This window comes from Mesorhizobium sp. M0011 (assembly GCF_040324155.1).
GTDB lineage: Bacteria > Pseudomonadota > Alphaproteobacteria > Rhizobiales > Rhizobiaceae > Mesorhizobium.
Window position 1 is genome coordinate 254,325 of record NZ_JAMYVQ010000005.1, and the last position, 25,774, is coordinate 280,098.

Annotated in this window: 26 protein-coding genes; 13 read left to right on the forward strand and 13 right to left on the reverse strand. The window is 59.9% G+C overall.

The window, feature by feature from the left end; genetic code table 11:
* The 6 genes from NKK51_RS08450 to NKK51_RS08475 all read right to left on the reverse strand — a co-directional run bounded on the left by NKK51_RS08450 (nt 1) and on the right by NKK51_RS08475 (nt 6,138).
* Nucleotides 1-942 (reverse strand): ABC transporter permease, encoded by a 942-nt coding sequence (locus NKK51_RS08450; protein ID WP_352552244.1) that lies wholly within the window; start codon nt 940-942, stop codon nt 1-3.
* A 28-nt stretch (nt 943-970) separates the two neighbouring features.
* Entirely contained in the window at nt 971-2,533 is a 1,563-nt protein-coding gene (locus NKK51_RS08455; RefSeq protein WP_352552246.1) for an ABC transporter substrate-binding protein, read from the reverse strand.
* 132 nt (nt 2,534-2,665) lie between these two features.
* Nucleotides 2,666-3,106 (reverse strand): YqaA family protein, encoded by a 441-nt coding sequence (locus NKK51_RS08460; protein ID WP_352552247.1) that lies wholly within the window; start codon nt 3,104-3,106, stop codon nt 2,666-2,668.
* Between the two features lie 9 nt (nt 3,107-3,115).
* The gene (locus NKK51_RS08465; RefSeq protein ID WP_023708305.1) at nt 3,116-4,438 is read right to left on the reverse strand and encodes an MFS transporter; all 1,323 of its coding nucleotides are present in this window, start codon (nt 4,436-4,438) and stop codon (nt 3,116-3,118) included.
* A gap of 69 nt (nt 4,439-4,507) precedes the next feature.
* Nucleotides 4,508-5,845 (reverse strand): cation diffusion facilitator family transporter, encoded by a 1,338-nt coding sequence (locus NKK51_RS08470; protein ID WP_502902450.1) that lies wholly within the window; start codon nt 5,843-5,845, stop codon nt 4,508-4,510.
* Nucleotides 5,846-5,856: 11 nt separating this feature from the next.
* A complete protein-coding gene (locus tag NKK51_RS08475; protein ID WP_023669876.1) occupies nt 5,857-6,138 on the reverse strand; it encodes a metal-sensing transcriptional repressor in 282 nt (93 codons plus the stop codon).
* A gap of 103 nt (nt 6,139-6,241) precedes the next feature.
* Here NKK51_RS08475 and NKK51_RS08480 point away from each other — a divergent pair, with 103 nt between their 5' ends.
* The 3 genes from NKK51_RS08480 to NKK51_RS08490 all read left to right on the forward strand — a co-directional run bounded on the left by NKK51_RS08480 (nt 6,242) and on the right by NKK51_RS08490 (nt 8,099).
* Nucleotides 6,242-6,631: a hypothetical protein gene (locus NKK51_RS08480; protein WP_352552249.1), complete on the forward strand. Its 390-nt coding sequence runs from the start codon at nt 6,242-6,244 to the stop codon at nt 6,629-6,631.
* Nucleotides 6,632-6,745: 114 nt separating this feature from the next.
* Nucleotides 6,746-7,414: a HupE/UreJ family protein gene (locus NKK51_RS08485; protein WP_502900914.1), complete on the forward strand. Its 669-nt coding sequence runs from the start codon at nt 6,746-6,748 to the stop codon at nt 7,412-7,414.
* A 37-nt stretch (nt 7,415-7,451) separates the two neighbouring features.
* Nucleotides 7,452-8,099 (forward strand): transmembrane anchor protein, encoded by a 648-nt coding sequence (locus NKK51_RS08490; RefSeq protein ID WP_352552252.1) that lies wholly within the window; start codon nt 7,452-7,454, stop codon nt 8,097-8,099.
* A 157-nt stretch (nt 8,100-8,256) separates the two neighbouring features.
* Here NKK51_RS08490 and NKK51_RS08495 read toward each other — a convergent pair whose 3' ends face one another.
* From NKK51_RS08495 to NKK51_RS08520, 6 genes are all read right to left on the reverse strand, one after another.
* Nucleotides 8,257-9,273, reverse strand: a complete 1,017-nt coding sequence (locus tag NKK51_RS08495) for an ABC transporter ATP-binding protein (protein WP_352552253.1) — start codon at nt 9,271-9,273, stop codon at nt 8,257-8,259.
* Entirely contained in the window at nt 9,270-10,265 is a 996-nt protein-coding gene (locus NKK51_RS08500; protein WP_352552255.1) for an ABC transporter ATP-binding protein, read from the reverse strand. Before NKK51_RS08500 ends, NKK51_RS08495 begins: the two co-directional genes overlap by 4 nt.
* On the reverse strand, nt 10,258-11,166 hold the full coding sequence (locus NKK51_RS08505) for an ABC transporter permease subunit (RefSeq protein ID WP_031212634.1): 909 nt from the start codon (nt 11,164-11,166) through the stop codon (nt 10,258-10,260). Before NKK51_RS08505 ends, NKK51_RS08500 begins: the two co-directional genes overlap by 8 nt.
* Nucleotides 11,157-12,092 carry an ABC transporter permease gene (locus NKK51_RS08510; RefSeq protein WP_023809586.1) on the reverse strand — a complete coding sequence of 312 codons (936 nt, stop codon included), beginning with the start codon at nt 12,090-12,092 and terminating at the stop codon, nt 11,157-11,159. The genes NKK51_RS08505 and NKK51_RS08510 overlap by 10 nt, the downstream gene beginning before the upstream one ends.
* Nucleotides 12,093-12,104: 12 nt before the next feature.
* A complete protein-coding gene (locus NKK51_RS08515; protein ID WP_127291988.1) occupies nt 12,105-13,682 on the reverse strand; it encodes a nickel ABC transporter substrate-binding protein in 1,578 nt (525 codons plus the stop codon).
* A gap of 122 nt (nt 13,683-13,804) precedes the next feature.
* Nucleotides 13,805-15,025, reverse strand: a complete 1,221-nt coding sequence (locus NKK51_RS08520) for an amidohydrolase family protein (protein ID WP_023809588.1) — start codon at nt 15,023-15,025, stop codon at nt 13,805-13,807.
* Nucleotides 15,026-15,197: 172 nt separating this feature from the next.
* Here NKK51_RS08520 and NKK51_RS08525 point away from each other — a divergent pair, with 172 nt between their 5' ends.
* The gene (locus NKK51_RS08525) at nt 15,198-15,878 is read left to right on the forward strand and encodes a GntR family transcriptional regulator (protein ID WP_352442495.1); all 681 of its coding nucleotides are present in this window, start codon (nt 15,198-15,200) and stop codon (nt 15,876-15,878) included.
* A gap of 39 nt (nt 15,879-15,917) precedes the next feature.
* Nucleotides 15,918-16,610: a flavin reductase family protein gene (locus NKK51_RS08530; protein WP_127291983.1), complete on the forward strand. Its 693-nt coding sequence runs from the start codon at nt 15,918-15,920 to the stop codon at nt 16,608-16,610.
* Between the two features lie 138 nt (nt 16,611-16,748).
* Here NKK51_RS08530 and NKK51_RS08535 read toward each other — a convergent pair whose 3' ends face one another.
* Nucleotides 16,749-17,819 (reverse strand): NAD/NADP octopine/nopaline dehydrogenase family protein, encoded by a 1,071-nt coding sequence (locus tag NKK51_RS08535; RefSeq protein WP_352552256.1) that lies wholly within the window; start codon nt 17,817-17,819, stop codon nt 16,749-16,751.
* A 232-nt stretch (nt 17,820-18,051) separates the two neighbouring features.
* Between NKK51_RS08535 and NKK51_RS08540 the strand changes: the two genes are divergently transcribed.
* The 8 genes from NKK51_RS08540 to NKK51_RS08575 are packed head-to-tail and all read left to right on the forward strand — an operon-like array spanning nt 18,052 to nt 24,655.
* Nucleotides 18,052-19,023, forward strand: a complete 972-nt coding sequence (locus NKK51_RS08540) for a LysR family transcriptional regulator (protein WP_127291977.1) — start codon at nt 18,052-18,054, stop codon at nt 19,021-19,023.
* The gene (locus NKK51_RS08545; protein ID WP_352552257.1) at nt 19,020-20,489 is read left to right on the forward strand and encodes an NAD(P)-binding domain-containing protein; all 1,470 of its coding nucleotides are present in this window, start codon (nt 19,020-19,022) and stop codon (nt 20,487-20,489) included. The genes NKK51_RS08540 and NKK51_RS08545 overlap by 4 nt, the downstream gene beginning before the upstream one ends.
* Before the next feature lie 8 nt (nt 20,490-20,497).
* Nucleotides 20,498-20,968, forward strand: coding sequence for a CMD domain-containing protein (locus NKK51_RS08550; protein ID WP_206535270.1), 471 nt, complete (start codon nt 20,498-20,500; stop codon nt 20,966-20,968).
* Nucleotides 20,965-21,528, forward strand: coding sequence for a peroxidase-related enzyme (locus NKK51_RS08555; RefSeq protein WP_352552259.1), 564 nt, complete (start codon nt 20,965-20,967; stop codon nt 21,526-21,528). The genes NKK51_RS08550 and NKK51_RS08555 overlap by 4 nt, the downstream gene beginning before the upstream one ends.
* A 57-nt stretch (nt 21,529-21,585) precedes the next feature.
* A complete protein-coding gene (locus NKK51_RS08560; RefSeq protein WP_023708288.1) occupies nt 21,586-22,326 on the forward strand; it encodes an amino acid ABC transporter ATP-binding protein in 741 nt (246 codons plus the stop codon).
* A gap of 24 nt (nt 22,327-22,350) precedes the next feature.
* On the forward strand, nt 22,351-23,178 hold the full coding sequence (locus NKK51_RS08565) for a transporter substrate-binding domain-containing protein (protein ID WP_352552261.1): 828 nt from the start codon (nt 22,351-22,353) through the stop codon (nt 23,176-23,178).
* Nucleotides 23,179-23,228: 50 nt separating this feature from the next.
* Entirely contained in the window at nt 23,229-23,945 is a 717-nt protein-coding gene (locus tag NKK51_RS08570; protein WP_352552263.1) for an amino acid ABC transporter permease, read from the forward strand.
* 17 nt (nt 23,946-23,962) lie between these two features.
* The gene (locus NKK51_RS08575; RefSeq protein ID WP_352552265.1) at nt 23,963-24,655 is read left to right on the forward strand and encodes an amino acid ABC transporter permease; all 693 of its coding nucleotides are present in this window, start codon (nt 23,963-23,965) and stop codon (nt 24,653-24,655) included.
* The last annotated feature ends 1,119 nt before the right edge of the window (nt 24,656-25,774 follow it).

A 25,774-nucleotide genomic window follows, 5' to 3' on the forward strand; every position in this document is an offset into this window, starting at 1 on the left:
TCATGCTCCCCGCGCCCGGCGCATTCGCGGATCCACAACGATGCAAATCATGTCGACAATGAAATTGACCATGACGAAGAAGACGACAAACAGCAGCAGCACCGACTGCATGCCGATGTAGTCGCGGAAGCGTATGGCCTCGATGAAGAAGGCACCGACGCCACGCAATGCAAACACCGTCTCGACGACGATCGATCCGATGATCATCAGCGTGAACTGGGCTCCGAACGTCGTCAGGAACGGAATGGCGATATTGGGCAGCGCCTCGCGCAGCAGCACCTGGGTTCTCGTGTAGCCCTTGGCGAAGCCCGTCGTCGCAAACGGCCGCGACATCGCTTCCTGGAGGTTGACCCGAGCGACGCGGCTGAGAACGCAGGCCGGGAACAGCGCGATCGTCACCCATGGCAGAAGCCATGAGGTGAAGCCGCTGGTGCCGAAGGTGGGCACCCAGCCAAGCATCACCGAAAACACGATGACCAGCAGCGCCGCCACGAAGAAGTTCGGGGTCGACGCGCCGATCAAGGAAAATGCGTGCAGGAACCTGTCCATCACGCCGCCATTGCTGACGGCGCCAGCGATGCCAAGCATAATCGACAGGATGAAGGCGAGAACGCCGCCGCCGGCAAGCAGAGCCGTCGTCATCGGAATGCGGGCGGCAAACTCCTGAGAAATCGGCTTTCCCGTTCGCAGTGAAATGCCGAAATCGCCGGCCAGCGCGCTGGCCAGCCAGCGTCCATAGCGGATCGGCAGCGGGTCGTGAAGGCCAAGCTCGTTGCCGATCTTGGCGATCATTTCGGCGTCCGCGCCGGGGCCCGCCGCACGCTCGGCAATCAGCGCCGCAACATTGCCCGGAGCGGCCGCAACTAGGGCGAATGTCAGCGCGGATGCCGCCAGGATCAATAGGCAGGCAAGCAGCATCCGTCGCAGGATCGTGCGCTTCATCGTCAGGCCTCGCTTGGGCTCGAAGTCTTCAGGCCTTCAGCGTGATCGCCTTGAACGGCAGATCATAGTCGGTCGCCGGGAGCGAGAAATTCTCCGCGCGCGGATTGTGTGCCCACAGTCTCTGGCTGACGACGAGAGGACAGATGGCGGTGTTGTCGTGGAGCCAGTCGTAGAGGGCCTGCATCTTCAGGTCGCGTTCGGCGCCGCTCGCCTCGAGCGCAGCCTTGACGACGCCGTCGAGCGCGTCGGAGACGTAGATCTTGCCGTCAGGGCCGCTGTCGGCGGTCGAGACGAAGGCGTTGCCGAGTGTGCCGTGCGGATCATAGGGCGCTCCATAGGTGGTGAAGAAAGCCAGGTCGTAGTCGAAGGCCGGACGCCGTTCATGCATGGTGGCATTGTCCACCGAGGACACCTGGACCTGGAAACCGACCTCGGACAACTGACCCTGGATCATTTCGGCGATGCGCCGCGACCCTGGCAGGGATTCTTCGGAAACGAGAAAGTCGATGGCCAGCGTAGAGCCAGCCTTGGTCCAGGCGCCGCCGCTGTCGACCCAGCCGCCATCGGCGAGGATCTTCTTGGCCGCCGCCACGTCGCGCACCGGCACGTCATGCCGCTTGCCCGACGACGGCACGTTTGCCGGGAACAGATCGGCGGCCGGGTCGGCAAAGCCCTCGAACAGCACCTTGGCGATCGCCGCCCTGTCGACCGATGCGTAGACGGCGTCGCGGACGGCCTTGTCGGCGATGATCTTCGACTTCGGCGAATAGCCGAGCAGCATCGTCGCCGTGCCCGGCTCGGCCACGACCTTCATGCCGTCGCTTTCCAGCGCGCGAGCGCGGCGCGGCGACAGCGTCGCCACCCAGTCGCCACCGATGACATCGAGGTCGCCCGAGCGCAGACCATTGGCGCGAGCGAGCTCATCGGGAACCACCTTCAATTCCATGCGGCTGAAGAGCGGCTTCTCACCCCAGTATTTGTCGTTGCGAACGAGGCTGGTGCCGCTCGAATCGTATTTTTCGACGATCCACGGACCGGTGCCGATTGGCGCCGTCTGCTTGCCATCCTTGTCGACCGCCTTGGGCGACAGAAAACGGACTGGCCGCACGATGGTGAGTTCAAGCAGTGCCGCCGGCACTGGCCGCTTCAGCTTGACCGTCAACTTGTTCGGTCCGTCCGTGACGATGCTGTCGAATGCATCGGAAACGCCAATCCAGGAAAAATCGCTTACCCCCATCCAGCGCTTGAGGTTCCATTCGGCCGCGGCCGAGTCGAAGGCCGTGCCGTCGCTGAAGGTCACGCCTTCACGCAGATCGAAGGCGATCGAGAGCTGATCGTCCGCGACGGTCCATTTGGTTGCAAGTCCCGGCTCCAGCACGCCGTTCTGGCCATAGTGGATCAGCGCATCGAAGACGATGGTGTAGGTGCTCAGCGTCGACACGTTCTGCAGCAAATCGAGATTGCCGGTCTCCGCGGCGATGGCAATCTTCAGCGTGTCGGTGGTTTCGGAAAAGGCGCTGCGTGGCAGCGCAGCGGCGAAGGCAAGTCCGGCGGTGGAAACAAGGAAATTGCGGCGGTCGAGAGTGATCATGTCAGTTCCCCATTTTTTGATTGATTTTGAATCATGCTAACTCGGATATGCGATATGTCTATACTTATTCGGTCTGCGTCGGCTCAAGAGAAAGGTCGGAAGCGATGGTCGCGAATGTGTTGCCATGAGCCGCTACATCCAGCTCAGTGTCACCGCCGCGAGCGCTAGGTAGCGGCCAACCTTCGCGATCGTGAGGATCACGAGGAAGCTCCAGAACGGCTCCCGCAGGACGCCCGCCACGATCGTCAGCGGATCGCCGATGAGGGGCAGCCAGCTCAACAGCAGTGACCATCGTCCATAGCGCTGGTACCATCGCGTCGCGCGCGTCAGTGCGGAGGGCTTCACCGGGAACCATTTGCGGTCGCGAAAGTGATCGACGCCCCGGCCAAGCCACCAATTGACGATCGAGCCGAGCACATTGCCTGCGCTTGCGGAGACGATGAGCAGAGCCGGAGCATAGCTTTCCGTCAGAAGCAGTCCCGCAAGGGCTGCTTCTGATTGCATCGGCAGGATTGTAGCCGCCACGAACGCGGTCAGAAAAAGACCGCCATAGACGGCGAGATCGCCAGGCATGCCGGGCGCTCAACTTGCTTTTGGCCATTGCGGGTGCCGATCATCGACAACGTAACCATGCGAATGCTCATAGCCTGCTTCCGACCATACCGCGTCGCCGATGTGCCGGTCGTCTTTGGGCAGATCGACATGCGTGTGCACAAGCACGTCCGGATCGTGTTTCGGCCACAGCCAGATCGCGGCAATCAGGGCGGCGGCGCCCATGACGCCAAGCAGAATGAATGTGAAGGGCAATCCCATTGCCGCCCCGACGCGGCCGGCAATCGGATAGGTGATCAGCCAGCAGGCATGAGACAGTGCGAATTGAGCGGCAAACAGAGCGGGCCGATCGACGGCATCGGCGGAACGCCTGATCAATCTGCCCGTTGGCGTCTGCGCCAGTGAATAGCCGAGCCCGAGCACGAACCAGAGCGGCAGCAGCAGATAGTAGCTGCTGGCGAGAGGCCCTATCAGCACCCCGGCGACCAGTATCGCGGCGCCCGAGAGCATCGCAACCCGGTCCGGTACGTTCTCAAGCAACCGCGGCAGGGCAAGAGCTGCAATCATCGATCCACCGCCAAAGGCTGCGAGCGCCAGCGCCGTGTCGGTTTGGGAGAGGCCAAATTGCGCCTGCACCAGGACCACCGTGTTGACGATCACCATGGCGCTGGCCGCCGCGACGGCAAGATTAAGGGCCAGCAGGCCGCGCAAACGCGGCGTCGCCAAATAGATGCGGATCCCGCGCGTCGTGCGTTCATAGATGCCGCGCGGCTCCGAGGGCTGCGGGCTGGGCAGAACCACAGAGACGACCAGAGCCGCTGACGCCAGGAACCCGACAACCGTGCCGGCGAACAGGCTATGGAAGCTTATGACTGAAAGCAGCGCTGCCGCGAGGATGGGGCTGACGACGCTTTCCAGGTCGTAGGCCAGTCGCGAGAGCGACAAGGCCCGTGTGTAGTCCTTCTCTTTGGGCAGCACGTCAGGGATCGAAGCCTGGAACGTCGGGGTGAAGCCTGCTGACGCCGACTGCAGGATGAAGATGAGAAGATATATCTGCCAGACTTCGGTGACGAAGGGCAGGAACACGGCGACCCCTGCCCTGATGAGGTCGAGCGAAACCAGCATGGTACGGCGTGGCAGGCGCTCGGCGAACGCGGCAGCAACGGGTGCCACGCCGACATAGGCGATCATCTTGATGGCGAGCGCCGTGCCGAGCACCGCGCCGGCATCGGCGCCGGCAAGGTCATAGGCCAGCAGCCCGAGCGCCACGGTGGCAAGGCCAGTGCCAATCAGGGCGATGACCTGGGCCAGGAAGAGATGACGGTAGGTGCGATTGGCCAAGACCTGAAGCATATTTTTGTTTTCTTGCAGTTCGAGACGGCTCGTCGAGCCAGAGACGGAGTACGAGCCGGCACACGGATCTCAGTGATGGTGGCCTTCGGGTTCGACCATCTTGAACGGCAGCACCTGTTCGCGATCCTTGGCCTTCAGGACCAGTCTTGCCTCGAATTCATGCGGCTCGGCAGGGGCCAACGTGCTCTCAAGGCGATGATGATTGTCGGCGACAGGATCGAGGTGCAACGTCTCCGGCCCCTCTGGCCGGTCGATGATCACCGTCGCCGTCAAATCGTCGGCGTGCCGGTCGATCGTCAGACGCATCCGCTCGCCGGCAGGCGTGTCGACGATCTCCAGTGTCCCCGCAGCCAGATCGCAGTCGACCTTGAACGGCTCCGGCGCATGATGACCATGAGCGTGAGAGGGTTCCGTGCCCTTTTCGGCAGATCCGGCCGGGCTTTCCAGACGCACATTCGCTTCCGCCAACGCCGGCAAGTGGGCGAACAGTTCCTCCTTGAGGGCTTCGGTGACGCCCAGCACATCCTTGGCCGTCGCCGCGTCGGCGACCCTGATGGCGACGTCGGCATGCAGGCGGTGGCCGATCCAGCGCGCCTGCACGCTTTGGACACGTTCGATACCGGGCACGTGCTCGGCGGCATGATGGATTTCATCGACGATGCCGGGCTCCACACCGTCGAGCATGCGCGTCAGCACGGCTTTCGACGACTGCCAGACGATCGCGAAGATCGCCAGCGTGATCAGGAGCCCGATGATCGGATCGGCAAGCGGGAATCCAAGCCATACGCCGAGAGCGCCCAGGACAACCGCCAGACTGGTAAAGCCGTCGGTGCGCGCATGATAACCGTCGGCGATCAGCGCGGCACTGTTGATCTCGCGGCCGACCCGGATACGGAACACGGCGACGGCTTCGTTCCCAATGAAACCGATGATGCCGGCTATGGCGACCCAGCCGAGAAATGCGATCGGCTGCGGATTGATCAACCGGTCGATCGCCTCGTAGCCGGCAACGATGGCGCTGAACAGGATGATGAGGACAATCAGAATGCCGGCCAGATCCTCGACGCGGCCCAGCCCGTAGGTGAACGCCTTGCTCGGTTGGCGACGGGCCAGCATGAAGGCGACCCACAATGGGATGGCGGTGACCGCGTCGCCGACATTGTGGATCGTGTCGGCCAGCAGTGCCACGCTGCCGGAGAGGAACACGACCACGAGCTGAAGCGCCGCCGTGATGGCCAGAACGACGAATGACCATTTGATCGCCCAGATGCCGCGCGTGGTCGTGGCGATCGTCGGGTCGATGACGCCATGGGTGTGACCATGGCCGCCCTCGCCGTGATCATGTCCGTGGCCGCCCATGCCATGCGTCATCGGGCCGAATCCGAACCAATCGCGAACTTTGTCCATTATGGCGCTTCTCACAGGTACTTGGTGATATCTTTGAACTCGTCGATCGAGCGGCGCTGCTCGAGCGCCAGCGGTCCGACGACGTCCTCAAGGCAGTGGTTGAGGTGGTCTTGGATCAGCGTCTTCTTCGCCTGGGCGATGGCCTTCTCCACGGCATGAAGTTGCTGGGCGATGTCGAGGCACGGTCGGCCGGCCTCGATCATCTCGACGATCCCGCGCAGATGGCCGTCGGCGCGCTTCAGCCGCTTGATGATGGCAGGATGGGTTTCGTGGACGTGGGGACGCTCATTCATGCCTTGATGCTATCCCCCCAGAGAGGATATTCCAAGCCTCAAAGTGGCCTCGATTCTGGTGCACGCAACCATTCGTTAGGATTTTAGAGAATAATCGTTAAGCATGCCGAATTGGACCCATAGCGCAGCCTTTCGCCTCGTCATCGCTTTCGCGATGGCGCTCGGCATGCTGCTGTCGCCTATGGGCGGTTCGGTCTCGCACGATCCCATCGCGCTCGCTGCCGCCGAGGCCGACCGTCACGCCGAACTGGCGGGACAGATCGAAGCCCACGGGCACGTCCACGATGACGGTGCAACCGAGGAGCAGGGATCCGGCCATTCTCACGGCCACAATCCCGCCGACCACTCGCACGAGACGGCGAGCACGCTTCCGGACTTTTCGCCGACCGTCCCTGCGGCCGGGCGGACCTGGGTGATTTATCCGCCGTCCTTGTCCGATCCGGAAGCAAGTTCCCGGCTCGATCGCCCTCCGAGACCGATCCTCACCGCATGATCGCGGCCGCATGCGCGGCCACCCTCAACGACGAAGATTGGAATTCTCATGCAAGGATCCTGCTATCAGGGCCTGCCGTGCTCGCCTTGCGCGCGCTGGCGACCCGCCCTACCTGTGTTGCTCGCTCTCCTGACCCTCCCATTGTTTGGGGGGGCTGCCCTCGCCCATGCCGTTGCCGAAGGCGACAAGGGCTATATCCAGGAGATCACGGGCATCAATCTGCTGCCCTTCATCTATCTCGGCGCCAAGCACATGGTGACGGGATACGACCACATCCTGTTTCTGTTCGGCGTGATCTTCTTCCTCTACCGGATGAAGCACATTGGCATCTATGTAAGCCTGTTCGCGCTCGGCCATTCCACGACCATGCTGCTTGGCGTCTATTTCAACGTTGGCATCAACAGCTACATCATCGACGCGATCATCGGCCTGTCGGTCGTCTACAAGGCGCTCGACAATATGGGCGGTTTCCAGAGGTGGCTCGGTTTCCAGCCGAACACCAAGATCGCGACCCTGATCTTCGGCTTTTTCCACGGCTTTGGCCTGTCGACGAAGATCATCGAATACAACATCTCGCCCGACGGGCTAGTGCCCAATCTTCTTGCCTTCAACGTCGGCGTTGAGATTGGCCAGCTTCTGGCACTCGCTGCCATCCTCATTGTCATGGGCTACTGGCGCCGGACCGATAGTTTCTGGCGCCACGCATACACCGCCAACACCATCATGATGACCGCCGGGTTTGTGCTGATCGGCTATCAGCTCACCGGCTGGATCGTCTCCTGAACCTCCAAGTAAAGATCCACAAAAAAGGAATTCTCCTATGTATAATACCGACATCCCGACCCGCGCCGAGCTGCCGACATCCATGCAGCTCCTTCGGTCTACCGTCATCGCAATTCTCGCGGCAGCTGCCATCCTTGTGACCATCGTGCTGCCGGCCGAATACGCCATCGATCCCACCGGCGTTGGGCGAGCGCTCGAGCTCACCGAGATGGGCGAGATCAAGACACAACTCGCCGAAGAGGCCGAGCAGGACCGCCTTCGCGAACTGCAAAACGGCACTCCGACCGCAGTGCCAGCCCCAGATCAGCAGTCGAGTCTTCTTAAGCGCGTCTTCGCTGAACTGGTGATTGGTTCCGCCTCTGCCCAGGAACTCCGGACGGACGAAATGTCGGTCACCCTGAAGCCCGGCGAAGGAGCTGAGATCAAGCTCGTCATGGCCAAGGGCGCACAGGCAAAATACTCTTGGACGGCCAATGGCGCGGTGGTGAACTTCGACACCCATGGTGACGGCGGCGGCGAAAACATTTCATACGAGAAGGGACGCGGGGCTGCAGAGGACGAGGGCGTACTTGAGGCAGCGTTTGACGGCAATCACGGTTGGTTCTGGCGTAACCGCACCGATGCCGACGTCACCGTGACGCTGAAGACGAACGGTGCCTACACCGACATCAAACGGATGATGTGAACGATACGTCAATCTTATCCGGCGCCGTTTGGCGCCGGAGTGGCGCGCTGTTCATTGCCACGACCTCACTGTTTGGCGCACCACCGTCCCGTGAGCATTCGTGTCGGGTGGGCGGCGGCGTGGTGAATTGGTGCGCCGCTAGGCTGTCTCAACGTGATCATGCCGCATTGGCTGTTGGCGGAATCAGAGCCGAACGTTTGCCGCGATGGAGATCCTTGGCAAACACGCAAGCCGAACTGTGCCCAGGAGATAGCTTCAAGGCCGGTGGCATCTGTTGTTTGCATTCTTCGACCACCAAGGGGCAGCGAGTCCGGAACCTGCAGCCGGATGGTGGATTCGTAGGGCTCGGCACCTCCCCGATCATGACCGGAACCCTGCGCTGCTTTTCAGCGATCGGATCCACCTCCGGTGTCGAGGCCAGCAACATCTGCGAATAGGGATGGCCAGGGTGATCGTAGAGTTCCTGCGATGGCCCGTGCTCCACGATCTTGCCGAGGTACATCACGTAGACGCGCGATGCAGCCTGCCTGACCAACGCAAGGTCGTGGGCAATGAACAGGCACGCCACCCCCAAATCTTTCTGCAGGTGCAGGAAAAGGTTCATCACCTGGGCTCGGATGGACAGATCCAGTGCGCTAACTGGTTCATCGCAGATCAGCACTCTTGGATTCACGGCAAGGGATCGGGCAATCGCAACGCGCTGGCGCTGCCCTCCGGACAGTTCCCGCGTGTGCCGATCCTTCAAAGCGTCCGCCAGTCCGACCTGATCCAGGAGCGCCTTGGTACGATGGTTGCGGTCGGATTGTGATTTCAACCCGCTGATCAGCAACGCTTCATCGATCGTCTCACCGACCGTCTGTCTGTCGTTCAGGGACGAATATGGATCCTGAAACACGTATTGAAGCGCCCTGCGGCTTTCGCGCAGTGCTGCACCGGAGAGTGTGGTGAGGTCCACTCCATCAAGCAGGACTCGTCCCGCACTTGCCTTTTCGAGACCCACAATGGTGCGGCCGAGCGTCGACTTTCCGCAACCGGACTCGCCTACCAGACCGACGATCTCGCCCGGATAGAGCTCGATCGAGACGTCGTCGACGGCATGGATGAACTTGCCTCGCTGAACGCTTTTGAAGCGCGTCTGCAGATTTTCGACTTTCAGAACAGGACCGTGCGTCATGCTGCTGCCTTCCTTTGGTTGACAACCGCGCAGGCCACGACAACAGCGCTGTCGGCCGACCGCGCAAGTGGAGGGCGGCTTGCGGTGCATGCGGGAATTGCGAGCTCGCAGCGCGGGGCAAAGGCACAGCCTTTGAATGGCGCGCCCAGCGTTGGCGGTATCCCGGGAAGACCGCGAAACTCCGAACCGATCGGGTCTTCCCGCCGCGGGATCGCGTTGATCAGCCCTCTCGTGTACGGATGGCGTGGGGTCACGAGGACCTTGTCCACGGGACCTCGTTCGGCGGCCCGAGCCGCATACATGACAACGATGTTGTCGGCCGCTCCGGCGACTACCCCCATATCGTGAGTAATCAGCACCATGGCCATGTTGAGCCGCCGCTGCAGGTCCTTGAGCAGGCGCAGGATTTGAGCCTGGACCGTCACATCGAGAGCGGTCGTAGGCTCGTCCGCGATCAGAAGTTTCGGCTCGCCGGCCAGCGCAATGGCAATTACGATGCGTTGCCTGAGACCACCCGACAGTTCGTGGGGGAATTGACGAAGTCGCGCTGCTGGATCCGAGATGCCGACCAGCTTGATGAGTTCCAACGCCCGCTCCTCCGCGGCGCGCGGGGTCATCTTGAGATGGAGTTCCGCCATCTCGGCGATCTGCCTTCCAACACGGCGGACGGGGTTCAGCGCGCTCATCGGATCCTGGAAAATGAATCCGATCGACTTGCCTCGCATCTTACGGATCTCGGATTCCGGCAAGCCGATCAATTCGCGCCCGTCGAAGCGCACCGATCCCGACAAGTTCGTCGTCACGCCGGTCGGCATTAGCCCGAGCGGCGCGAAGTTCATTACAGTCTTGCCGCTACCGCTTTCGCCGACGATGGCAAGGCATTCTCCCTGCCGGACGGTGTAGCTGACGCCATCGACGGGGCGTACCGCGGCCTTCGCGGTCAGGAGATCGACCGTCAGATTGCTGACGTTCAAAAGGGGTTCGTCATGCATCCGAATTCTCCTTGGCCCAGCCGGCGACCTCAATTCTGCGCAAGGCAAGCGTCCGCCTCGAAAGCGGCTTGGGAATGCGATTAAGTGCTATGGATTCGCCGAGGATGTTGAAGCCGATCACCGCAGCGGTCAGGGCCAGGCCGGGCAGGATAACCTGTCGCGGATCCGACTCGAGATACGGCAAAGCATCAACAAGCATCTGTCCCCATTCCGGCGTGGGCGGCTGAATGCCCAGACCAAGGAAGCTGAGTGTTGCGACAGCCAAAGCGGCTGTCCCGGCATCCGCCGTCGCATAGACCATGACCGCGCCGATGGTGCCGGGGAGCAAATGGCCGAAGTAAATGCGCCATGGGCTGGCGCCCAGCACACGCAGGGCTTCGATATGCGGCTTGCTCATGATGCTGACCGCCACGGCCCGGCTGATACGACCGCTCATCGGCCACCATGCCAATGACAGAGCCAGTACCATGGTCCAGTAGCCCGGCCCGACGATCCCGATCACGGCAAGGGCAGTGATCAGGCTTGGGATGGACAGTCCGACGTCGACGATGCGCATCAGCAGGTCGTCTACCCAACCGCGGTGGTAGCCAGCGATGGTCCCCATGGCGACACCGACCGTCATTGCAATGATGAGGACCGAGCCAACGCTGACCAACGACGTATTCGCCGCAATGATCAGGCGGCTGAGCGTATCGCGCCCGAGATGGTCGGTGCCGAGCCAATGTGCGGCAGTTGGTCCCAGGCCGGTCTCCAGTAAGTTCTGTGCGCTGGGATCTTGTGGAGCGAGCCATGGCGCGAAGCTGCCCAGGGCGAGGAAGAGGCCGATCACGATCAAGGCCACGCGGGGCAACTTGTTCAACCGGGCGAATGCAGGCTTTAATCTATTCATGGTCAGCTCCATTGGCGCCGGACACGTGGATCGGTCATCAGAACTGCGAGATCGACGATCAGATTCACCACGATGAAGAAGGCGAGGAAGATCAACAGGCAGGCCTGCACGACCATGAAGTCCCGGAACTTCACGCCTTGGAGAAAGTAGTCGCCCACGCCCTGCCAGGCGAACAGCGGTTCAACGATGATAGCAGTTGCGGTCATCAGGCCGACCTGGGTTCCCAGTGCGTTGATGAACACAGGTATGATGTTTGGCAGCGCGTCGCGGAACAGGATGGCGGTCCGTCCCAGACCTTTGCTTTTGGCCGTCAACACGAAGGGGCTGGCCATGGCCTCTTCCAGTCCCACACGAACGACACGGCTGAGCACGGCGGCGGGCAGCACCGCGACAGTGACCCATGGCAGCACCCAACTTTCCGGACCGCCGAAGCCGAAGGATGGAAAGAGCTGAAAGGTGACAGAGAAACCATAGATCATCAGCGCCCCGACGAAGAATGTCGGTGTCGATGCGCCGAGAAGAGCCAAACCGCGCGAAACGCGGTCCGGCAGTCTGTAGGGCCAGAAGGCACCCAGGAATCCGAGAGCCAGGCCGAGCAGGGTCGCAACCACGGCGCTGCCAACGATCAGGGTACCGGTGACCAACATGCGCTTTGGCAAGTCCGCACTGACTTCCTGGCCCGTTCTGTAGGAGATGCCAAAATCTCCTCGGACTGCATCGCCGAGCCAACCCGCGTAGCGCATCAGCAGGGGCTTATGCAGTCCGATCTCTTCGGCAACCTTTTCGACGTAACCCGGGGTTGCAACTGCTCCTCTGAGTTCAGCGATGAGAACAGCGACATTTCCCGGAGCCGAAACAACCAGGGTAAAGCAAACCAGAGACGCCATGAACAGCAGTACGAGGGAGTGCCTCAGCCTCTTGCTGATGAAGTGGATCAACGCGCCCTCCCTCTACTCGGCCAGCACGATATTTTCGTATGGCATATCGTATTCGGTGACCGGGCTGGTGAAGCCCTGGACCCGCTTGGAGTGCGCCCAGATGCTGGGAACGTAAACCAACGGCGCTATCGCGTCGTTGTCACGCAGCCAGTCGTAAACCTTTTGGATCGATGGCGCGATCTGATCCCCGGTTGCCGCTGTCGCAGCGTTGATCAGCGGGTCCAGGTTGGCCGGATCGGTGAACAGCTTGCCCTCGACATCGTTTTTGAAGGTCGAGAGGCACAAGGCCACCACCGTGCCGAACGGATCGTAAGGAGCCCCGTAGGTCAGGAAGAAGCCGAGATCGTATTTCCGTTCGAGCATGTCGGTGTGCTTAGAAGCGTGGTCGACAGAGCGGACGATCAAATTGATGCCGATTTCCTTCATCTCGGATTGTATGACTTCGGCCACGACGCGAGAGCCGGGAACGGCGTCGGGACTGACGACAATCTCAAGCGTCAGTGGCGTGCCGTCCTTGGAACGCACGGGACCACCCGTCCAACCCGCCTTCTCCAGGAGCGCTGATGCGGCCGCAACGTCGCGAACTGGGGCATCATGCTGGGTGCCAGCAAATGGCAATGCATCGGAGAACAGGTTGCCCGCCGGTCGGGCAAAGCCTTGGTAGAGCGCCTGGGAAATCGCCGCGCGATCGATCCCTATGCTGACGGCCTTGCGCACTTGCGGATCCTTGAGCGCTTCGGTGCGATCGGGATTGAAAGCCATCACCAGTGTGACGTTGCCGGGATCGATGACCACGTTGAGCCCTGCGGCCTCGAGCTGCTTTGCCTCAACGGGGGTAAGCGGCGCGATCCAAAACCCGCCGACGAGATCGATCTCGCCAGCGCGCAGGGCGGCAACCCGCGCGCGCGGATCAGGGATGACCTTGGCTTCGAGACGCTGATAAGTCGGCTTGTCGCCCCAGTAGCCGTCGTAGCGCTCGAAAACACTTTGTGTATCGTCAGCGCTAAGTTGACGCCAAGGACCGGTGCCGACGGGTTCGACAAATTTGCCATTCGCATCGACCGATTTGGGGCTAAGGAACCTCGGCGGCCGTGTGTAGGAAAGCTCCTGCATGAGCGCCAGCGGCGGTTCTTTGAAATGAACGGCTATCTGGTGCTCATCGATCACTTCCAACGATTGAAAATACTTGGAGCAGTTCATCCAGCTGAACTGATCGAGTCCTAGCCAACGCTCCAGATTCCACTTGCAGCTGGCTGCATCGAACACTGCGCCGTCCTGGAACGTTACCCCCTGGCGCAACGTAAGATGCAACGTCTTGCCCCCCTCTTCGATCTTCCAGTCGGTCGCAAGGCAAGGCTCGATCTGGCCGCCCTTGCCGTACCGCACCAGCGGCTCGAACATCAGGTCCTGAATGGCCCAGATCGCGTAGTGGCTCTGCGGATCAAGATTGCCCGCGGGTTTGGCGATCGCCACTCGCAATGTGCCCGCCGCCCCCTCGGCAAAGGCAAATTTGGTGAAGGTAGCATCGGTTATTGCGAGTCCTAACGCCCCTGATCCGATCTGCAGAAATGTACGCCTGTTGAATGACATGATTGCTCCTCTCGTTGCTTATTGTTCCCTGGGGCCTAGGTTGCCTCGAAAGGCACTGGGGCCTTTTTTGTATAGACATATCACATTATTGTATACAATTTAATTTAGACATCGTATCCCTTCTAATAAGTTTTTGTGCTCATTTGCGCAGGTGAGGTCTGCACCGCAACCCCGCCTCGCGCGACGACCTTGCCGCGCTTGACGACCAACGCGCGCGGCCGGTGGGACACGACGGCATCGGCGAGTGTCTCGCCTTCCACCAAAACCATGTCCCCCCAGCAGCCGGGCATCAGGCCGTACCTTTCCAGCGCAAGAACTCCGGCACCGCCGCGCGTGCAGACGTCGAGGGCCCATTCGAGTTCATCGTCGCGGCGAAAATTGTTGCGCAAGCCGACAAACATCGCGCGTTCCAGCATGTCACCACTGCCGTAAGGTCCCCAGATGTCACGGATGCCGTCATTTCCGGCGCCGACGACCACTCCAGCAGATCGCAATTTGGCGACCGGAGGCGACGGCTGCGATGCCGGCCCGGTGGTAAGAATATGGATCGAAAGCTCCGCCAACTCGTCGATTAGTCGGCCGACATAATCGGCATCGTGCATGCCGAGACAGAAGGCATGGCTGACTGCCACCCTTCCCTGCATGCCGAGTGCACGGGTGCGTTCGATGATGAGTTCGAGCGAAAAGGCGCCAAGCTCTCCCGCTTCGTGCAAATGTATATCTATGGGCCGGCCAAAACGTTGAGCGAGGTCGAAAATTGCATCGAGGTGCCCTTTGGGATCGCGATCAACCCCAGCAGGGTCCAGCCCGCCGACCACCTCGGCGCCCATTTCCAACGCCCGTCGCATAAGTTCGACAGTGCCAGGCCGGATCATCATACCGCCTTGAGGAAAGGCGACGATCTCAATATCGACGAGGTCTCGTAGCTCGTCACGAGTGCGCATGACGCCCTCTACACCGGCAAGGCCGTGCACGGTGTCGATATCGACGTGGCTACGGATATGGGTGGTGCCTTGCGCCACTGAGGCAAGCGCCTGTCGACGCGACTGGCGGACCGGATCGATACCCAAGCGGATCTTGGCTTCACGCTCGGTCTCGATCTTGTCTATCAAGCGAGGGCCGACTTCATTGCGATACCACGCCATTCCGATCATCGATTTATCGAGGTGGGTGTGCGCTTCGACCAAGCCCGGAACGACGATGCGACCTCCGCCGTCCTCCACCAGCCCGCCCAAAGGTGAAAGCTCCGGCTCGACGCGGGTAATGCGGCCATTCTCAATAAGAATATCCACATTGGCGCCAGCCATCGGGCGCACATTTCTAATCAACAAATTGGTTGTCATGCGGTGCGCTCCTCCCAGAGGCAGCCTATCGTCTGCGGCACGGCGACGGCCGCGCCTGCAGATCCGTGTACGTAACTACCGCATAATTGTATACCTATTTCAAGATAAATCGTATCCCATATTGACAAAAATATATCTTGATCGATAAGTTGCGGGAGCTTAGGGGGATGCGATGACCAAATCGAGTCGAGCCGAAAACGTCTACTTGTCGCTGCGTCGCGCCATCATTGAGCAGGCGCTTCGCCCCGGTATGAAATTGCCCGAAGACGCCATCGGCGAGCAGTTCGGCGTTAGCCGGACCAGCGTACGAAACGCGCTTGTCCGACTGAGTGCCGAAGGCCTGGTGGAGGTGAGGAATAATCGCGGAGCCTGCGTCGCCGAACCGACGCTCGAGGAAGCGTTAGATATATTTTCCCTACGACGCTGCCTGGAGCGCGAGGTAGTGGACCGGCTTTCGCGAAAGATCACACCCGCTCAATTTGCGGCACTTGAGGGCCACGTCAAACTTGAAAGGGATGCAGTAAACACGAGCGGACCATTATCGATACGGCTGGCGGGCGAATTCCACATTCTGCTGGCCGAACTCACGGGATCGAAGCCGCTGACCCGTTATGTCAGCGAGATTGTATCGCGCTGTTCGCTGATCCTAGCCTTGTACAGCCGTCCGCACTCCGATCAGTGCGGCGTCGACGAACACGTCGAAATCATTCAGGCGCTGCGCCAACACAATCCCGAGCGCGCCATGCATGCGATGGAACACCATCTCGAGGCACTCGAGGCTCGGGCGCAAATCAGCGATCAAACTGAGCCCGACGTTCGCTCCATCCTGAGTACATACGCTCAGGCAGGGTGACCAACTCTCAAGCAGCTTGGCAAAATTCAGGAGGATATAATGCTCAACCCCCAGCCCGAGCCGGTGGGGCAGCGGAGCCGCGTGAGCATCGACTTCGCCCGCATCTCGGCACGCGAACGCTACAAGCTGCTGATCGGGGCAGTGGTGCCTCGGCCAATCGCTCTGGTGACCACACGACACCCCGACGGGACTGTCAATGCTGCGCCCTACAGCTTCTTCAATTGCCTCTCGGCCGATCCTCCAATCCTAGCCCTGGGTGTGGAGAACCATAATGACATGTCCTTCAAAGATACGACGCTCAACATCCGACTGACTGAGGAATTCACAGTCAACATCGTGGACCATGCGCTGGTTGACGCCATGAACGTCTGTGCCGTCCCATTTCCTTCCCACATTGACGAACTGGCCGAGGCCGGACTGACGCCTGTGCCCGGTGAGACGGTCCAATGCCCCTACATTTTCGAAGCGCCTATAGCCTTCGAATGCCGCCGACATTTGACGCTTGGCCTGGGTAAGTCGCGCGAGATTGTCCTTGGTCAAGTTATGCGGATGCACATTCGTGAGGATCTTGTTGACCAGGAGCGTTTCTATATCGATCAACTCGCGCTAGACGCCGTCGGCAGAATGGGTGGACACGGTTATTCGACCACCCGCCACCAGTTTGACCTGCCAACGATGTCGCATGAGCAATGGTTGGCAATGAGGCCTATGCCACCCAACACCGATGGATAGCGCCCTGATCGCGCAACGCGCTCGTCGCTTCAATCATCCTTCCTGATCGGGCAGAGACGCTGCCTGCGGCCAAGGACCCTGCCGATGCCGGGCTGGGAGAATATTCACTGCAGCTGGGCTACAGCGCGCTGGAAGCTGTTAAAACCCCTTGCGGCAAAGGGTTTCAAGATCCGCCTTTGTCATTTCCTCGATGCCGAGCGCAGGAAGAATATCATTATCTCCCTTGAGATCCCGGCCATAAGCCGCCGACAAGATGGAAATTCCGGATTCATGGAGTGTCGCCGGATTTCCGCTGATCTTCCCCAGAACGGCAGTCGGTAGCAGGCCGAACGGAACATCCTCGAGAATATAGCGGCTCTGGATGGTTGTCGGGCCAAACCCGCCGCGGCCTAGACGATCCATCTCCTGGTTCATTTCCGAAACAGTGCCCATGGGGACGTGGAACGACAATGAAAAATGTTCCTGGACGGTACGAACCGCGATACCGAAATGGGCAGCGATGGCCAACCGTTCGGCATCCAGAGCCTCGATCAAGCGACCAACGGCAGGAGTGACATTTCCCCCCTGGCTCCACTGCTCGGCCTTCTCCATGCGTGTGAGATTGAGAAGGGCAATTCCCAGATGGTTTTGCGGATTGAGGTTGCTGAGCGCAATCGCCAGCAGACCATCCCGCTTGACGAAACGATCGCCGAACAAGGCCGTGCAAAGCTGGTACCCTTGGTCGAGCGCATCGAAAGGCAGCGTCGCGACGTCAAGCTTCTGGCGAATGGAAGTGACATTGACTTCGGTTGGTCCGAGCTGGCGCCCAGTCAGTAGTGTTGTGCCCCAAACGACGATCGGCAACCTGACCTTGCGCTCGGTCAACCGCTTCCGAAGATACAGCGCCCCGAACGAACTATGCGAACTGATGATGACCGGAATTCCATCTGCCAGATGAGGGACGGCGGCGTCCATCACCATCTTGTGGCCGTAAGCCGGAAGCGCGATCACCACCACGTCCGCCTGGTCGATAGCATCTCTACAATCCTTGGCAATGCGCACCGGCACCGTCGCCTCGATATCACCCGTCGCCTTCAATAATTCGCCAGCAGCCAACGTTCTGGTGCGGTGTCCCGACGGTGACCAAAGTGTTGGCGAGTGTCCCGATTGTGCCAAATAGACCGCAAGGCCATAGGCAATTGCTCCGGCGCCCAGAATACTTACGCGCATAACATTCCTCCTGTTGCAGGCTTTATGGTTCGAGAATCCTTGCCGTCCCCGCCTGCAAGTTTTTTCATCACGAGGTTTCGAATTGGAGTCACCTCGGTTGCCCCCAGCCGTTTCGATCAAGGGCTCCGGCTCTGAGCCGGCAAGCGCCGCTGAGAACATTAGTTTCCACTTGACATATATCAAAAATGAATGAGACGATGTCAATCATACGTGTTTCACATGTAGCGAGAATATGGAAACTCGGGACCTTCAGACCTTCCTTGCGGTGGCTGCCAGCGGCAGCATTACCAAGGCGGCTGACATGCTCGGGCGTTCCCAACCTGCGGTGACACGCACCATTCAGGATCTTGAGGGCGAACTTGGCTTCGAATTGCTGCACCGGGTCGGTCGACGGGTGCAGCTATCTGAAGAGGGTGTCGCATTTGAAGAAGAAGCGCGGCGACTGCTGATGTCCTTCACCGAACTCGCGGCGCGGGCCAAGATGATCGCCGCCGGCCGGGGTCGGATCCTGCAGATTGTCACAACCTCCGCGATCGGCACTGGCCTGATCCCGACGGCCATGGCCGAGCTCAAGGGTATCGAGCTTCCGCACGAGACACATCTCGGACAGTTTCTTCCCTCCATCGTGGCCCAGGAAGTGCGCAGCGGTCGTGCCGAGATCGGCTTTTCAAGCCTGCCGCTCGATACGCCCGGCCTGGATGTCCTGCGGCTCTATTCGGCGCCCGATGTTGCTGCTGTGCGGGAGGACGATCCGCTGGCAGAACTCGACGTCATACCGCTTTCGGCCTTTGCCGGCCGTCGCGTCGCTACCTTGCTCAACCCGCTGCGTTTCCAACTGCACGTCTCCAAGGCATTGGCCGCCAGGGGTATCGACACCGGGCCAGTGATCCGGACGAATACTGCCTATGGCGCGTTGCAGCTTGTGCGCCGGACCGGCGTTGCCGCTGTCATTGATCCCCTCACCGCCTATGGCGTGGCCTTGCCAGGGGTCGCCATCCGCCCGATTGACGCGACCGTTCTCTTTTATTGGGGGGTTGTGGCTGCCGAAAAACGTCCCCTTCGTCCAGTCGCACAGGCGTTGATGGAGGCGGTCGAAGCGGTGGCTGAACGATCGATAGTCGGCTTCAAGAAACTCGATCCGGCCTTGGCCGGCCAACTGGTGACCGATCCTGCATCCGCCACAAATCACGGAACGGGGATATGAAGCATTCCCCCACCGCGCCAATTTTGACAAGTCTTGCCGCGCTCGAGGCACAGCTGGCGCAGGATCTCGACTTCCTCGAACTGCCTGCCAGGCCATGGGTCCCGGCACGTTCGCACGATGGTGTCCCTGTCCGTGACGTCGTGGTGATCGGCGCCGGCATGTGTGGACTTGCTGCCACGGCAAAGCTGGTGCTGACGGGGATAACCAATGTCGTTGCCTATGACGCGGCTCCGGCAGGGCTCGAAGGGCCGTGGGTAACGTTTGCCCGCATGCAAACGCTCCGGTCGCCGAAAACCCTGCACGGTCCGTCGCTCGGCCTGCCGCAATTGACGTTCCGCGCCTGGTTCACGGCGCAATGGGGCGTTGAGGCCTGGCGGTCGCTGGACAAAATCCCCAAGGGCCAGTGGATGGATTACCTGGTCTGGTACCGCAAGGTCCTGGCTCTGCCATTGCGCAACAGCGTGCGCGTGACCGCCGTCGAACCCGTTGGTGATCTGATTGCGATCGATATCGAAGGCGCGGAATCCGGCCGGGTTCTCACCCGTCGTCTGGTTCTGGCCACCGGTCGCTCCGGTCTGGGCGGTATTGCCGTACCCGATTTCCTCAACGGGATCGATCGCGCCTATTGGGCCCATTCTGCCGACGACATCGATTTCGATGCGCTGAAAGGCAAGCGTGTGGCAGTTATCGGCGCCGGTGCCTCTTCCATGGACAATGCTGCGACCGCACTCGAGGCGGGCGCCGATTCTGTCGACATGTTGATCCGGCGCAAGGAGATGCCGCGCATCAACAAGCTGACCGGCATCGGCAGCCCGGGTGTCGTACTCGGCATGCATGAATTGCCCGATGCCTGGAAGTGGAAGTTCTTCGACTACACCGCCTCCACCCAGACGCCGCCGCCGCGTTCATCCACGCTTCGCGTGTCTCGCCACGCGAATGCCCGGTTCTTTCTCGACTGCGGCATCGTTGCGGTAAGGGAAGATCCGGAGGGCCTGCTGATCGAAACCACACAAGGGCCGATGCGCTACGACTTCCTGATCGCGGCAACCGGTTTTTCAAATGACTTCAACGGCCGCCCGGAATTCGCGGCGATCGCCCCACATATTCGCACCTGGTCGGATGGCCGATATAGGCCGGATATGGGGCCGGGTCGTGCAGGCATGTCGGACGCGCCGGATCTCGGTCCTGCCTTCGAGTTTCGCGAACGCGTCCCCGGCTCCTGCCCGATGCTTGCACATATCCACTGCTTCAACGACGCCGCCATGCTGACGCACGGCAAGGTCTCCGGCGACATCCCGGCCGTCAGCGCCGGTGCCGACCGTCTTGTGCGCGGCATTGCCGCATCGCTGTTTGCCGAGGATGTCGAAACCCACTTCGCCAATCTGATCGCCTACGACACGCCCGAACTTCTGGGCGACGAGTGGGTCGATTCAACACCCTTGTTGCACAAGGAGGCCGCGCTGTGATTGACGCAATGGACAAGGCAGCGGGTCTTTCACCGGACGATGCCCTTTTCGCTGCACGGCGGTTTCGGCCCGAATTCGTGCGAGGGGCCGAGGAATGTCGCCTCTCGGTGCTGCACCCGGCAAACGATCAGGGGCTGGCGCCGAATTTGCGTGTTGCTCTTGCCCGTCGCATGGCCGCCCTGAATGCCGATCCGGTCCTGGTGGCCGAATATGATGTTCAGCTGGATCAGCTTGATCCGACAGAGCAGCTTCTGGCTGTAGCCCAGGGCGAGACGGCTCTGGAAGAACCATTGGCGACTATCGCCCGGCACGCCGACCTGGTCACGGTGACGCCAAAAAAGGCCGAGGCGAGCGACATCGCCCTGCTCGCCCAGGCCGGATTGAGCAATCCTCAGATCGTCGCGCTCTCCGAACTGATTGCCTTCGTCAACTTCCAGACGCGGGTAGCGACCGGCTTGCGATTGATGAGGTCGGCATGATTTCCTCGGTGCGCCTGAAGCCGCTGAACTGGCAGCCATACATCGCGCCGGTCGAGCTATCCGAGGCCACGCCGGAACAGCTTGAAGCGATGAAGGTCACGCCATCAGCCAAGAAAGTTTCGGAATATGTGCGCACCCTTGCGCATGACCCTGAGAGCTATCTTGCCCGCACGATTCTGTTCAACGCAATCATGTATGTCGAAGGCGGGCTTGCCCGCCCTGACCGCGAGCTTGGTGCATTAGGTGCGTCCATCGTCAATGGCTGCAAATTCTGCGCCGTTGTTCACGCCCGCAGGCATGCAGAGCTGACCAAGAACGACGAAGTGGTCACCGCGCTCTATCTCGATAAACCTGAAGCGCTCGGCCCACGCGATGCGGCAATCTACAGTTTTGCCCGCCGCCTGTCGGCGGCCCCGTCGGAAGCGACGGCAGACGATATCGCCGCGCTTCGATCAGTCGGCATGGACGACCGCGAGATTATCGACCTGATCCACGCCATATCGATCTTCGGCTGGGCAAACCGGCTGATGCACGTTCTCGGCCATGCGGAGAGCGGGTGATGATGTCACATGCGGTCGAAGCAGTCCGTCTCACACTTTCCGAAGGGCCAACCAGCAATGCTTGAACTCAAAGATGTAAAGCTGTCTTACGGAAGCACGCAGGTTCTGAACGGCGTCAATCTATCGGTAAAGCGGGGTGACGTGGTTTCGATCATCGGCCCCAGCGGCACCGGCAAGACCACGTTGCTGAAATGCATCAACTACCTGGCCAAGCCGTCCTCAGGAACCATCGCCTTCGATCAGATTCGGATGGATTACCAGCGCGCCGACAAAACAGCTGTCCAAGCGATCCGGTTGCGAACGGCGATGGTCTTTCAGCAATTCAACGTCTTCAAGAACATGACGGTCCTGCAGAACGTGATGGATCCCCTGGTCGTCGTGCAGCGGAAGTCCGCGGACGAGGCGCGGGAGATCGCCTTGCGGGAGCTCGAGCGGGTCGGGCTCACCCCGAAGCGAGATAGCTATCCCTCCCAACTGTCGGGCGGCCAGCTCCAGCGCACAGGCATTGCGCGCGCCCTGGCAGTTCGACCCGACGTGATACTCTTCGACGAGCCTACGTCATCGCTGGATCCCGAGCTCGTCGGTGAAGTTCTAAAGGTGATCAAGGATGTCACCTCGTCAGGGATCACTTCGCTGCTTGTGACCCACGAGATGCAATTCGCAAAGAACATCTCCAACCGGATCGTCTTCATGGATCGTGGCGTGGTCGCCGCCGATGGCAGCCCGGCTGACATCTTCGACGCACCGTCCAGCCCACGACTTGCTCAATTTCTGCAGTCAGAACTCGCTTTTCAATAATCCAACAAGAAGGGAACCTAAGACATGTCTGCGATCACATCCAGTTTCTCTCGCCGCTATGCCCTGGCCATCGCCGGCGGCATCGCGATTGCCCTTGCAACGGCGGGGATCAGCTATGGCCAGACCGTTCGCACGATCAAGATCGCTACGTCTGCCGAATCCAAGCCGCTTGCATGGGGCGCGATCGGCGTCGAGCCGCAAGGCTATGAGCCCGATCTTCTGAAGGCGATCAACGCAAAGCTGCCGCAGTACAAGTTCGAAATGGAAGGCGTCTCCGACATTGCCCAGGAAACCGGCCTCGCCACGGGCAAGTACGACATCGCGGTCGGTGGCTACTACAAGTCGCCCGAGCGCTCCAAGCAGTTCCTCATTCCGGAAAATCCCATGGGCGCCAGCCTGATGAAGATCTACAGCAAGAAAGACAGCGGCATTAAGGAAATGAAAGACCTGGTCGGCAAGAGGATCGTTCCGACCACGGCCGGTGGTGGAACCTACAAGTTCATCATGAATTGGCAGAAAGAAAACCCGCAATACAAGCTCGAAGTCACGGCATCGAGTGCCGGTATCCCCTACCCGAACCGGCTGGACGAAGTTCAGAACGGCAAGTTCGACGCTCTCGTCCTGCCGTCGAATCTCGGTGAGCAGACCGTCATCGAGCAAAAGAAACTCGATATCGTGGCGTCCGAACCAGTGTTCAGCAACAACACCTACATGCTGATCCACAGATCTGACGAGAACAAGGTTCTGGCCGACGATGTGAACAAGGTTCTCAAGGAATTGAAAGACGACGGCACGATCGAAAAGCTCTCGCAGAAGTGGTTCGGCGAGGGCATCGTCCAGTACATGAAATAGCACGGCCGTCGACGACCATAAGGCTGAATTGCAAGAAGGAGCGTTTCAAAGTGGATGTATCTGCTATGATTCCCGAGTTGCTCTCGGCACTGCCGCTGACGCTCGCCATCACGTTTACAGCCCTCATTTCCGGGTTTTGCCTGGCTCTCATCGCGACAACCCTCCGGGTCCGCAGGGTGCCAGTCATCAGTCACCTGGTGGACCTCTACGTGTCCTATGCCCGGAGTGTTCCTGTCGTACTGCAGTTGTTCGTCGCGTTTTATGGGCTTCCGCTGTTGGTGATCCTGTTCGGCGCCAAAGATTTTATTTCAGCGACGATGGCTGCCATGGTGGGGTTGAGTCTCTACCACGGCGGCTATCTGTCGGAAGTCATGCGGCCTGCATACCTGGCCGTCGATCGCGGCCAGCACGATGCGGCCGACAGCCTTGGATATACGTTCCGACAGAAAATTACTCGCGTCGTCGGCCCGCAAGCGGTGCACTTCGCTTTGCCGGGCTATGGGAACTCCATCATCTACCTGATCCATAACGTTGCGCTGGTCATGTACATCGGGGCGGCCGACGTCATGGCGACTGCGCATCTGATCATGGAGCGCGACTACAACCAGTTCCAGTTCGAAACCTACCTCGTCTTGGCGGTCATCTATTCGCTGATGTGTCTGGTCGCATGGCTCGTCGTGCGCTTCTTCGAGCTTCGATCACCGATGCAAGCGCCTGAGGCGACGACAACAACTCCGATCAAGAACGAGCTCCTCGCGAGCGTCTGACGTAAGGGTATTCAACCATGTTTGATACGGATATTTTGCTCCAGGACACGCAGGAAATTCTGAGTGCCGTACCCGTGACGATTGGAATGGCGCTCATGATTTTCGTCCTGTCGACGATAGTCGGCAGCATATTCGCGCTTATCGAATACAGACGGGTGCCGGGGCTGCGAGAGCTCATCATGACTTACAAGATCGTCTTCAAGGGCGTTCCGATGGTCATCGTGATTTTCCTGGCCTATTTCGGTCTGCCCCCCGCATTCCTGTTCCTGTTCTCGTTGCTCGGGATCAATTTCAACGCCCACGAAACCCCCAATTGGGTCATCCTTGTAGTTGCGATTACCGGCTGTGTCGCCGCGTTCCAATCGGAGATTATCAAGGGAGCCCTGAATGCATTCGACACCGGTCAGTCGGATGCAGCCCATTCGCTGGGCTATACGGACGGCCAACTGTTCCGACGTATCCTATTTCCCCAGGTGGCCCTCACGGCAATTCCTGACCTGACAACTTCGATGATGGTCATCATGAAGGCCCTTTCTCTCGGATTCGCCATCGAGGTTGTCGATATCTTCGCCCAGTCCCAGTTGACCGCCGCGCTAAACTACTACTACCTCGAAGCCTTCGTGATTGCCGTCGTGATCTATATGGTGATTGCCTATATCGTCACACAGATTGCCGACAGGCTGGAGCAGGCGCTGAGGGTGCGGACGTGAGGCGGATGTGGGATAGAATCGTCAAGCTTCGGATATCGAGCCGCACCTGGGAGGCAATTCTTTCGGGGATGAAAAGCTTGAGGAGAAACCCAAGTAGCCGATGTATGTACCGGTGAGTTTCATGCGTTTGGTTGATAGCATCGTTTGTCGCTGCTGACCGGCTTCCTGCCGACTGAAGCACCGATCGCGCGGACGCAACGTTGCGCTTGTGCCAACCAGGGCAGGAAACGGCGGATTCACAGGGCTTGGCACATCTCCCTTTAGGATGATCCGCTGACGTTCGCGCTCCTCAACTGGACTTGTCGACGGGACCGCGCTGAGTTCGTCGGCTTCGGGACAGACTTTCCCGTCCCCACGGTCTTTGCAGCACCAAGATAGGTCCATCACGCCCAACACCGTAGAAAATGCCGCAAGTCTTCTGAGTGCGGGGAAAGACGGTAGCGGTCTAAAGACTCGAATCCCAGAATGAGAGCTCCGATCAAGTTTGCACCACTGCGGATCGAGACACCCCAGCGTCCCTCATGTGCACGCGCAATTCGACCGGAGGCGCAAGGCAGAAAGTTCGAAACGGTTCCAAGGGCGCCGCAGCGGACGATGAGGTTCGCGGATATCCCGGCGAACATCCGCACGGCAACGGTCAATATCGGCGGCAGAAGAGCGTCCGAAAAGGGCTGTCGGCGGCTCTGTCGCGGGAACGAAAAAAGAAGAGAAGCAGAACTTTCGCGTGCGATTTTTGCACACGACATCTCGTAACTAATTGATTATATTTAGCTATCTTGCCGATCCATCAATCCCCTACCCGGTGGGAATGACTGGTGTCTTAGCGTGATTGAGTTCTCACCGGTCACTTAATGCACACGAAAGTCAACTTGGGCCAGCGCTATCGCCGCATCATTTGTCGTTAGTTCACGCCGCGGTTTCGGGTTGTTTGCCAGGAACATTGATTTTAACGCCTGCCTTGGTCAAAGATGTGAGATACCGATGCGGATCCGTGACACCTGCCCCCACAGCTTTTCCTAGAGCGATTCCTATTTTGAGAGAATCGTAGGATTCCCAAAGCCGGATGTTTGTGATTCAAGATGCTGGCTGGATTGGAGGCCAGCATCTGATGACGCGAGC

What these genes read in the sequence shown, in the direction of transcription:
- NKK51_RS08450 (WP_352552244.1), bottom strand. Translation starts at nt 942, where the DNA reads ATGAAGCGCACGATCCTGCGACGGATGCTGCTTGCCTGCCTATTGATC.
- NKK51_RS08455 (WP_352552246.1), bottom strand. Translation starts at nt 2,533, where the DNA reads ATGATCACTCTCGACCGCCGCAATTTCCTTGTTTCCACCGCCGGACTT.
- NKK51_RS08460 (WP_352552247.1), bottom strand. Translation starts at nt 3,106, where the DNA reads ATGCCTGGCGATCTCGCCGTCTATGGCGGTCTTTTTCTGACCGCGTTC.
- NKK51_RS08465 (WP_023708305.1), bottom strand. Translation starts at nt 4,438, where the DNA reads ATGCTTCAGGTCTTGGCCAATCGCACCTACCGTCATCTCTTCCTGGCC.
- NKK51_RS08470 (WP_502902450.1), bottom strand. Translation starts at nt 5,845, where the DNA reads ATGGACAAAGTTCGCGATTGGTTCGGATTCGGCCCGATGACGCATGGC.
- NKK51_RS08475 (WP_023669876.1), bottom strand. Translation starts at nt 6,138, where the DNA reads ATGAATGAGCGTCCCCACGTCCACGAAACCCATCCTGCCATCATCAAG.
- NKK51_RS08480 (WP_352552249.1), top strand. Translation starts at nt 6,242, where the DNA reads ATGCCGAATTGGACCCATAGCGCAGCCTTTCGCCTCGTCATCGCTTTC.
- NKK51_RS08490 (WP_352552252.1), top strand. Translation starts at nt 7,452, where the DNA reads ATGTATAATACCGACATCCCGACCCGCGCCGAGCTGCCGACATCCATG.
- NKK51_RS08495 (WP_352552253.1), bottom strand. Translation starts at nt 9,273, where the DNA reads ATGACGCACGGTCCTGTTCTGAAAGTCGAAAATCTGCAGACGCGCTTC.
- NKK51_RS08500 (WP_352552255.1), bottom strand. Translation starts at nt 10,265, where the DNA reads ATGCATGACGAACCCCTTTTGAACGTCAGCAATCTGACGGTCGATCTC.
- NKK51_RS08505 (WP_031212634.1), bottom strand. Translation starts at nt 11,166, where the DNA reads ATGGAGCTGACCATGAATAGATTAAAGCCTGCATTCGCCCGGTTGAAC.
- NKK51_RS08515 (WP_127291988.1), bottom strand. Translation starts at nt 13,682, where the DNA reads ATGTCATTCAACAGGCGTACATTTCTGCAGATCGGATCAGGGGCGTTA.
- NKK51_RS08520 (WP_023809588.1), bottom strand. Translation starts at nt 15,025, where the DNA reads ATGACAACCAATTTGTTGATTAGAAATGTGCGCCCGATGGCTGGCGCC.
- NKK51_RS08525 (WP_352442495.1), top strand. Translation starts at nt 15,198, where the DNA reads ATGACCAAATCGAGTCGAGCCGAAAACGTCTACTTGTCGCTGCGTCGC.
- NKK51_RS08530 (WP_127291983.1), top strand. Translation starts at nt 15,918, where the DNA reads ATGCTCAACCCCCAGCCCGAGCCGGTGGGGCAGCGGAGCCGCGTGAGC.
- NKK51_RS08535 (WP_352552256.1), bottom strand. Translation starts at nt 17,819, where the DNA reads ATGCGCGTAAGTATTCTGGGCGCCGGAGCAATTGCCTATGGCCTTGCG.
- NKK51_RS08540 (WP_127291977.1), top strand. Translation starts at nt 18,052, where the DNA reads ATGGAAACTCGGGACCTTCAGACCTTCCTTGCGGTGGCTGCCAGCGGC.
- NKK51_RS08545 (WP_352552257.1), top strand. Translation starts at nt 19,020, where the DNA reads ATGAAGCATTCCCCCACCGCGCCAATTTTGACAAGTCTTGCCGCGCTC.
- NKK51_RS08550 (WP_206535270.1), top strand. Translation starts at nt 20,498, where the DNA reads ATGGACAAGGCAGCGGGTCTTTCACCGGACGATGCCCTTTTCGCTGCA.
- NKK51_RS08555 (WP_352552259.1), top strand. Translation starts at nt 20,965, where the DNA reads ATGATTTCCTCGGTGCGCCTGAAGCCGCTGAACTGGCAGCCATACATC.
- NKK51_RS08560 (WP_023708288.1), top strand. Translation starts at nt 21,586, where the DNA reads ATGCTTGAACTCAAAGATGTAAAGCTGTCTTACGGAAGCACGCAGGTT.
- NKK51_RS08565 (WP_352552261.1), top strand. Translation starts at nt 22,351, where the DNA reads ATGTCTGCGATCACATCCAGTTTCTCTCGCCGCTATGCCCTGGCCATC.
- NKK51_RS08575 (WP_352552265.1), top strand. Translation starts at nt 23,963, where the DNA reads ATGTTTGATACGGATATTTTGCTCCAGGACACGCAGGAAATTCTGAGT.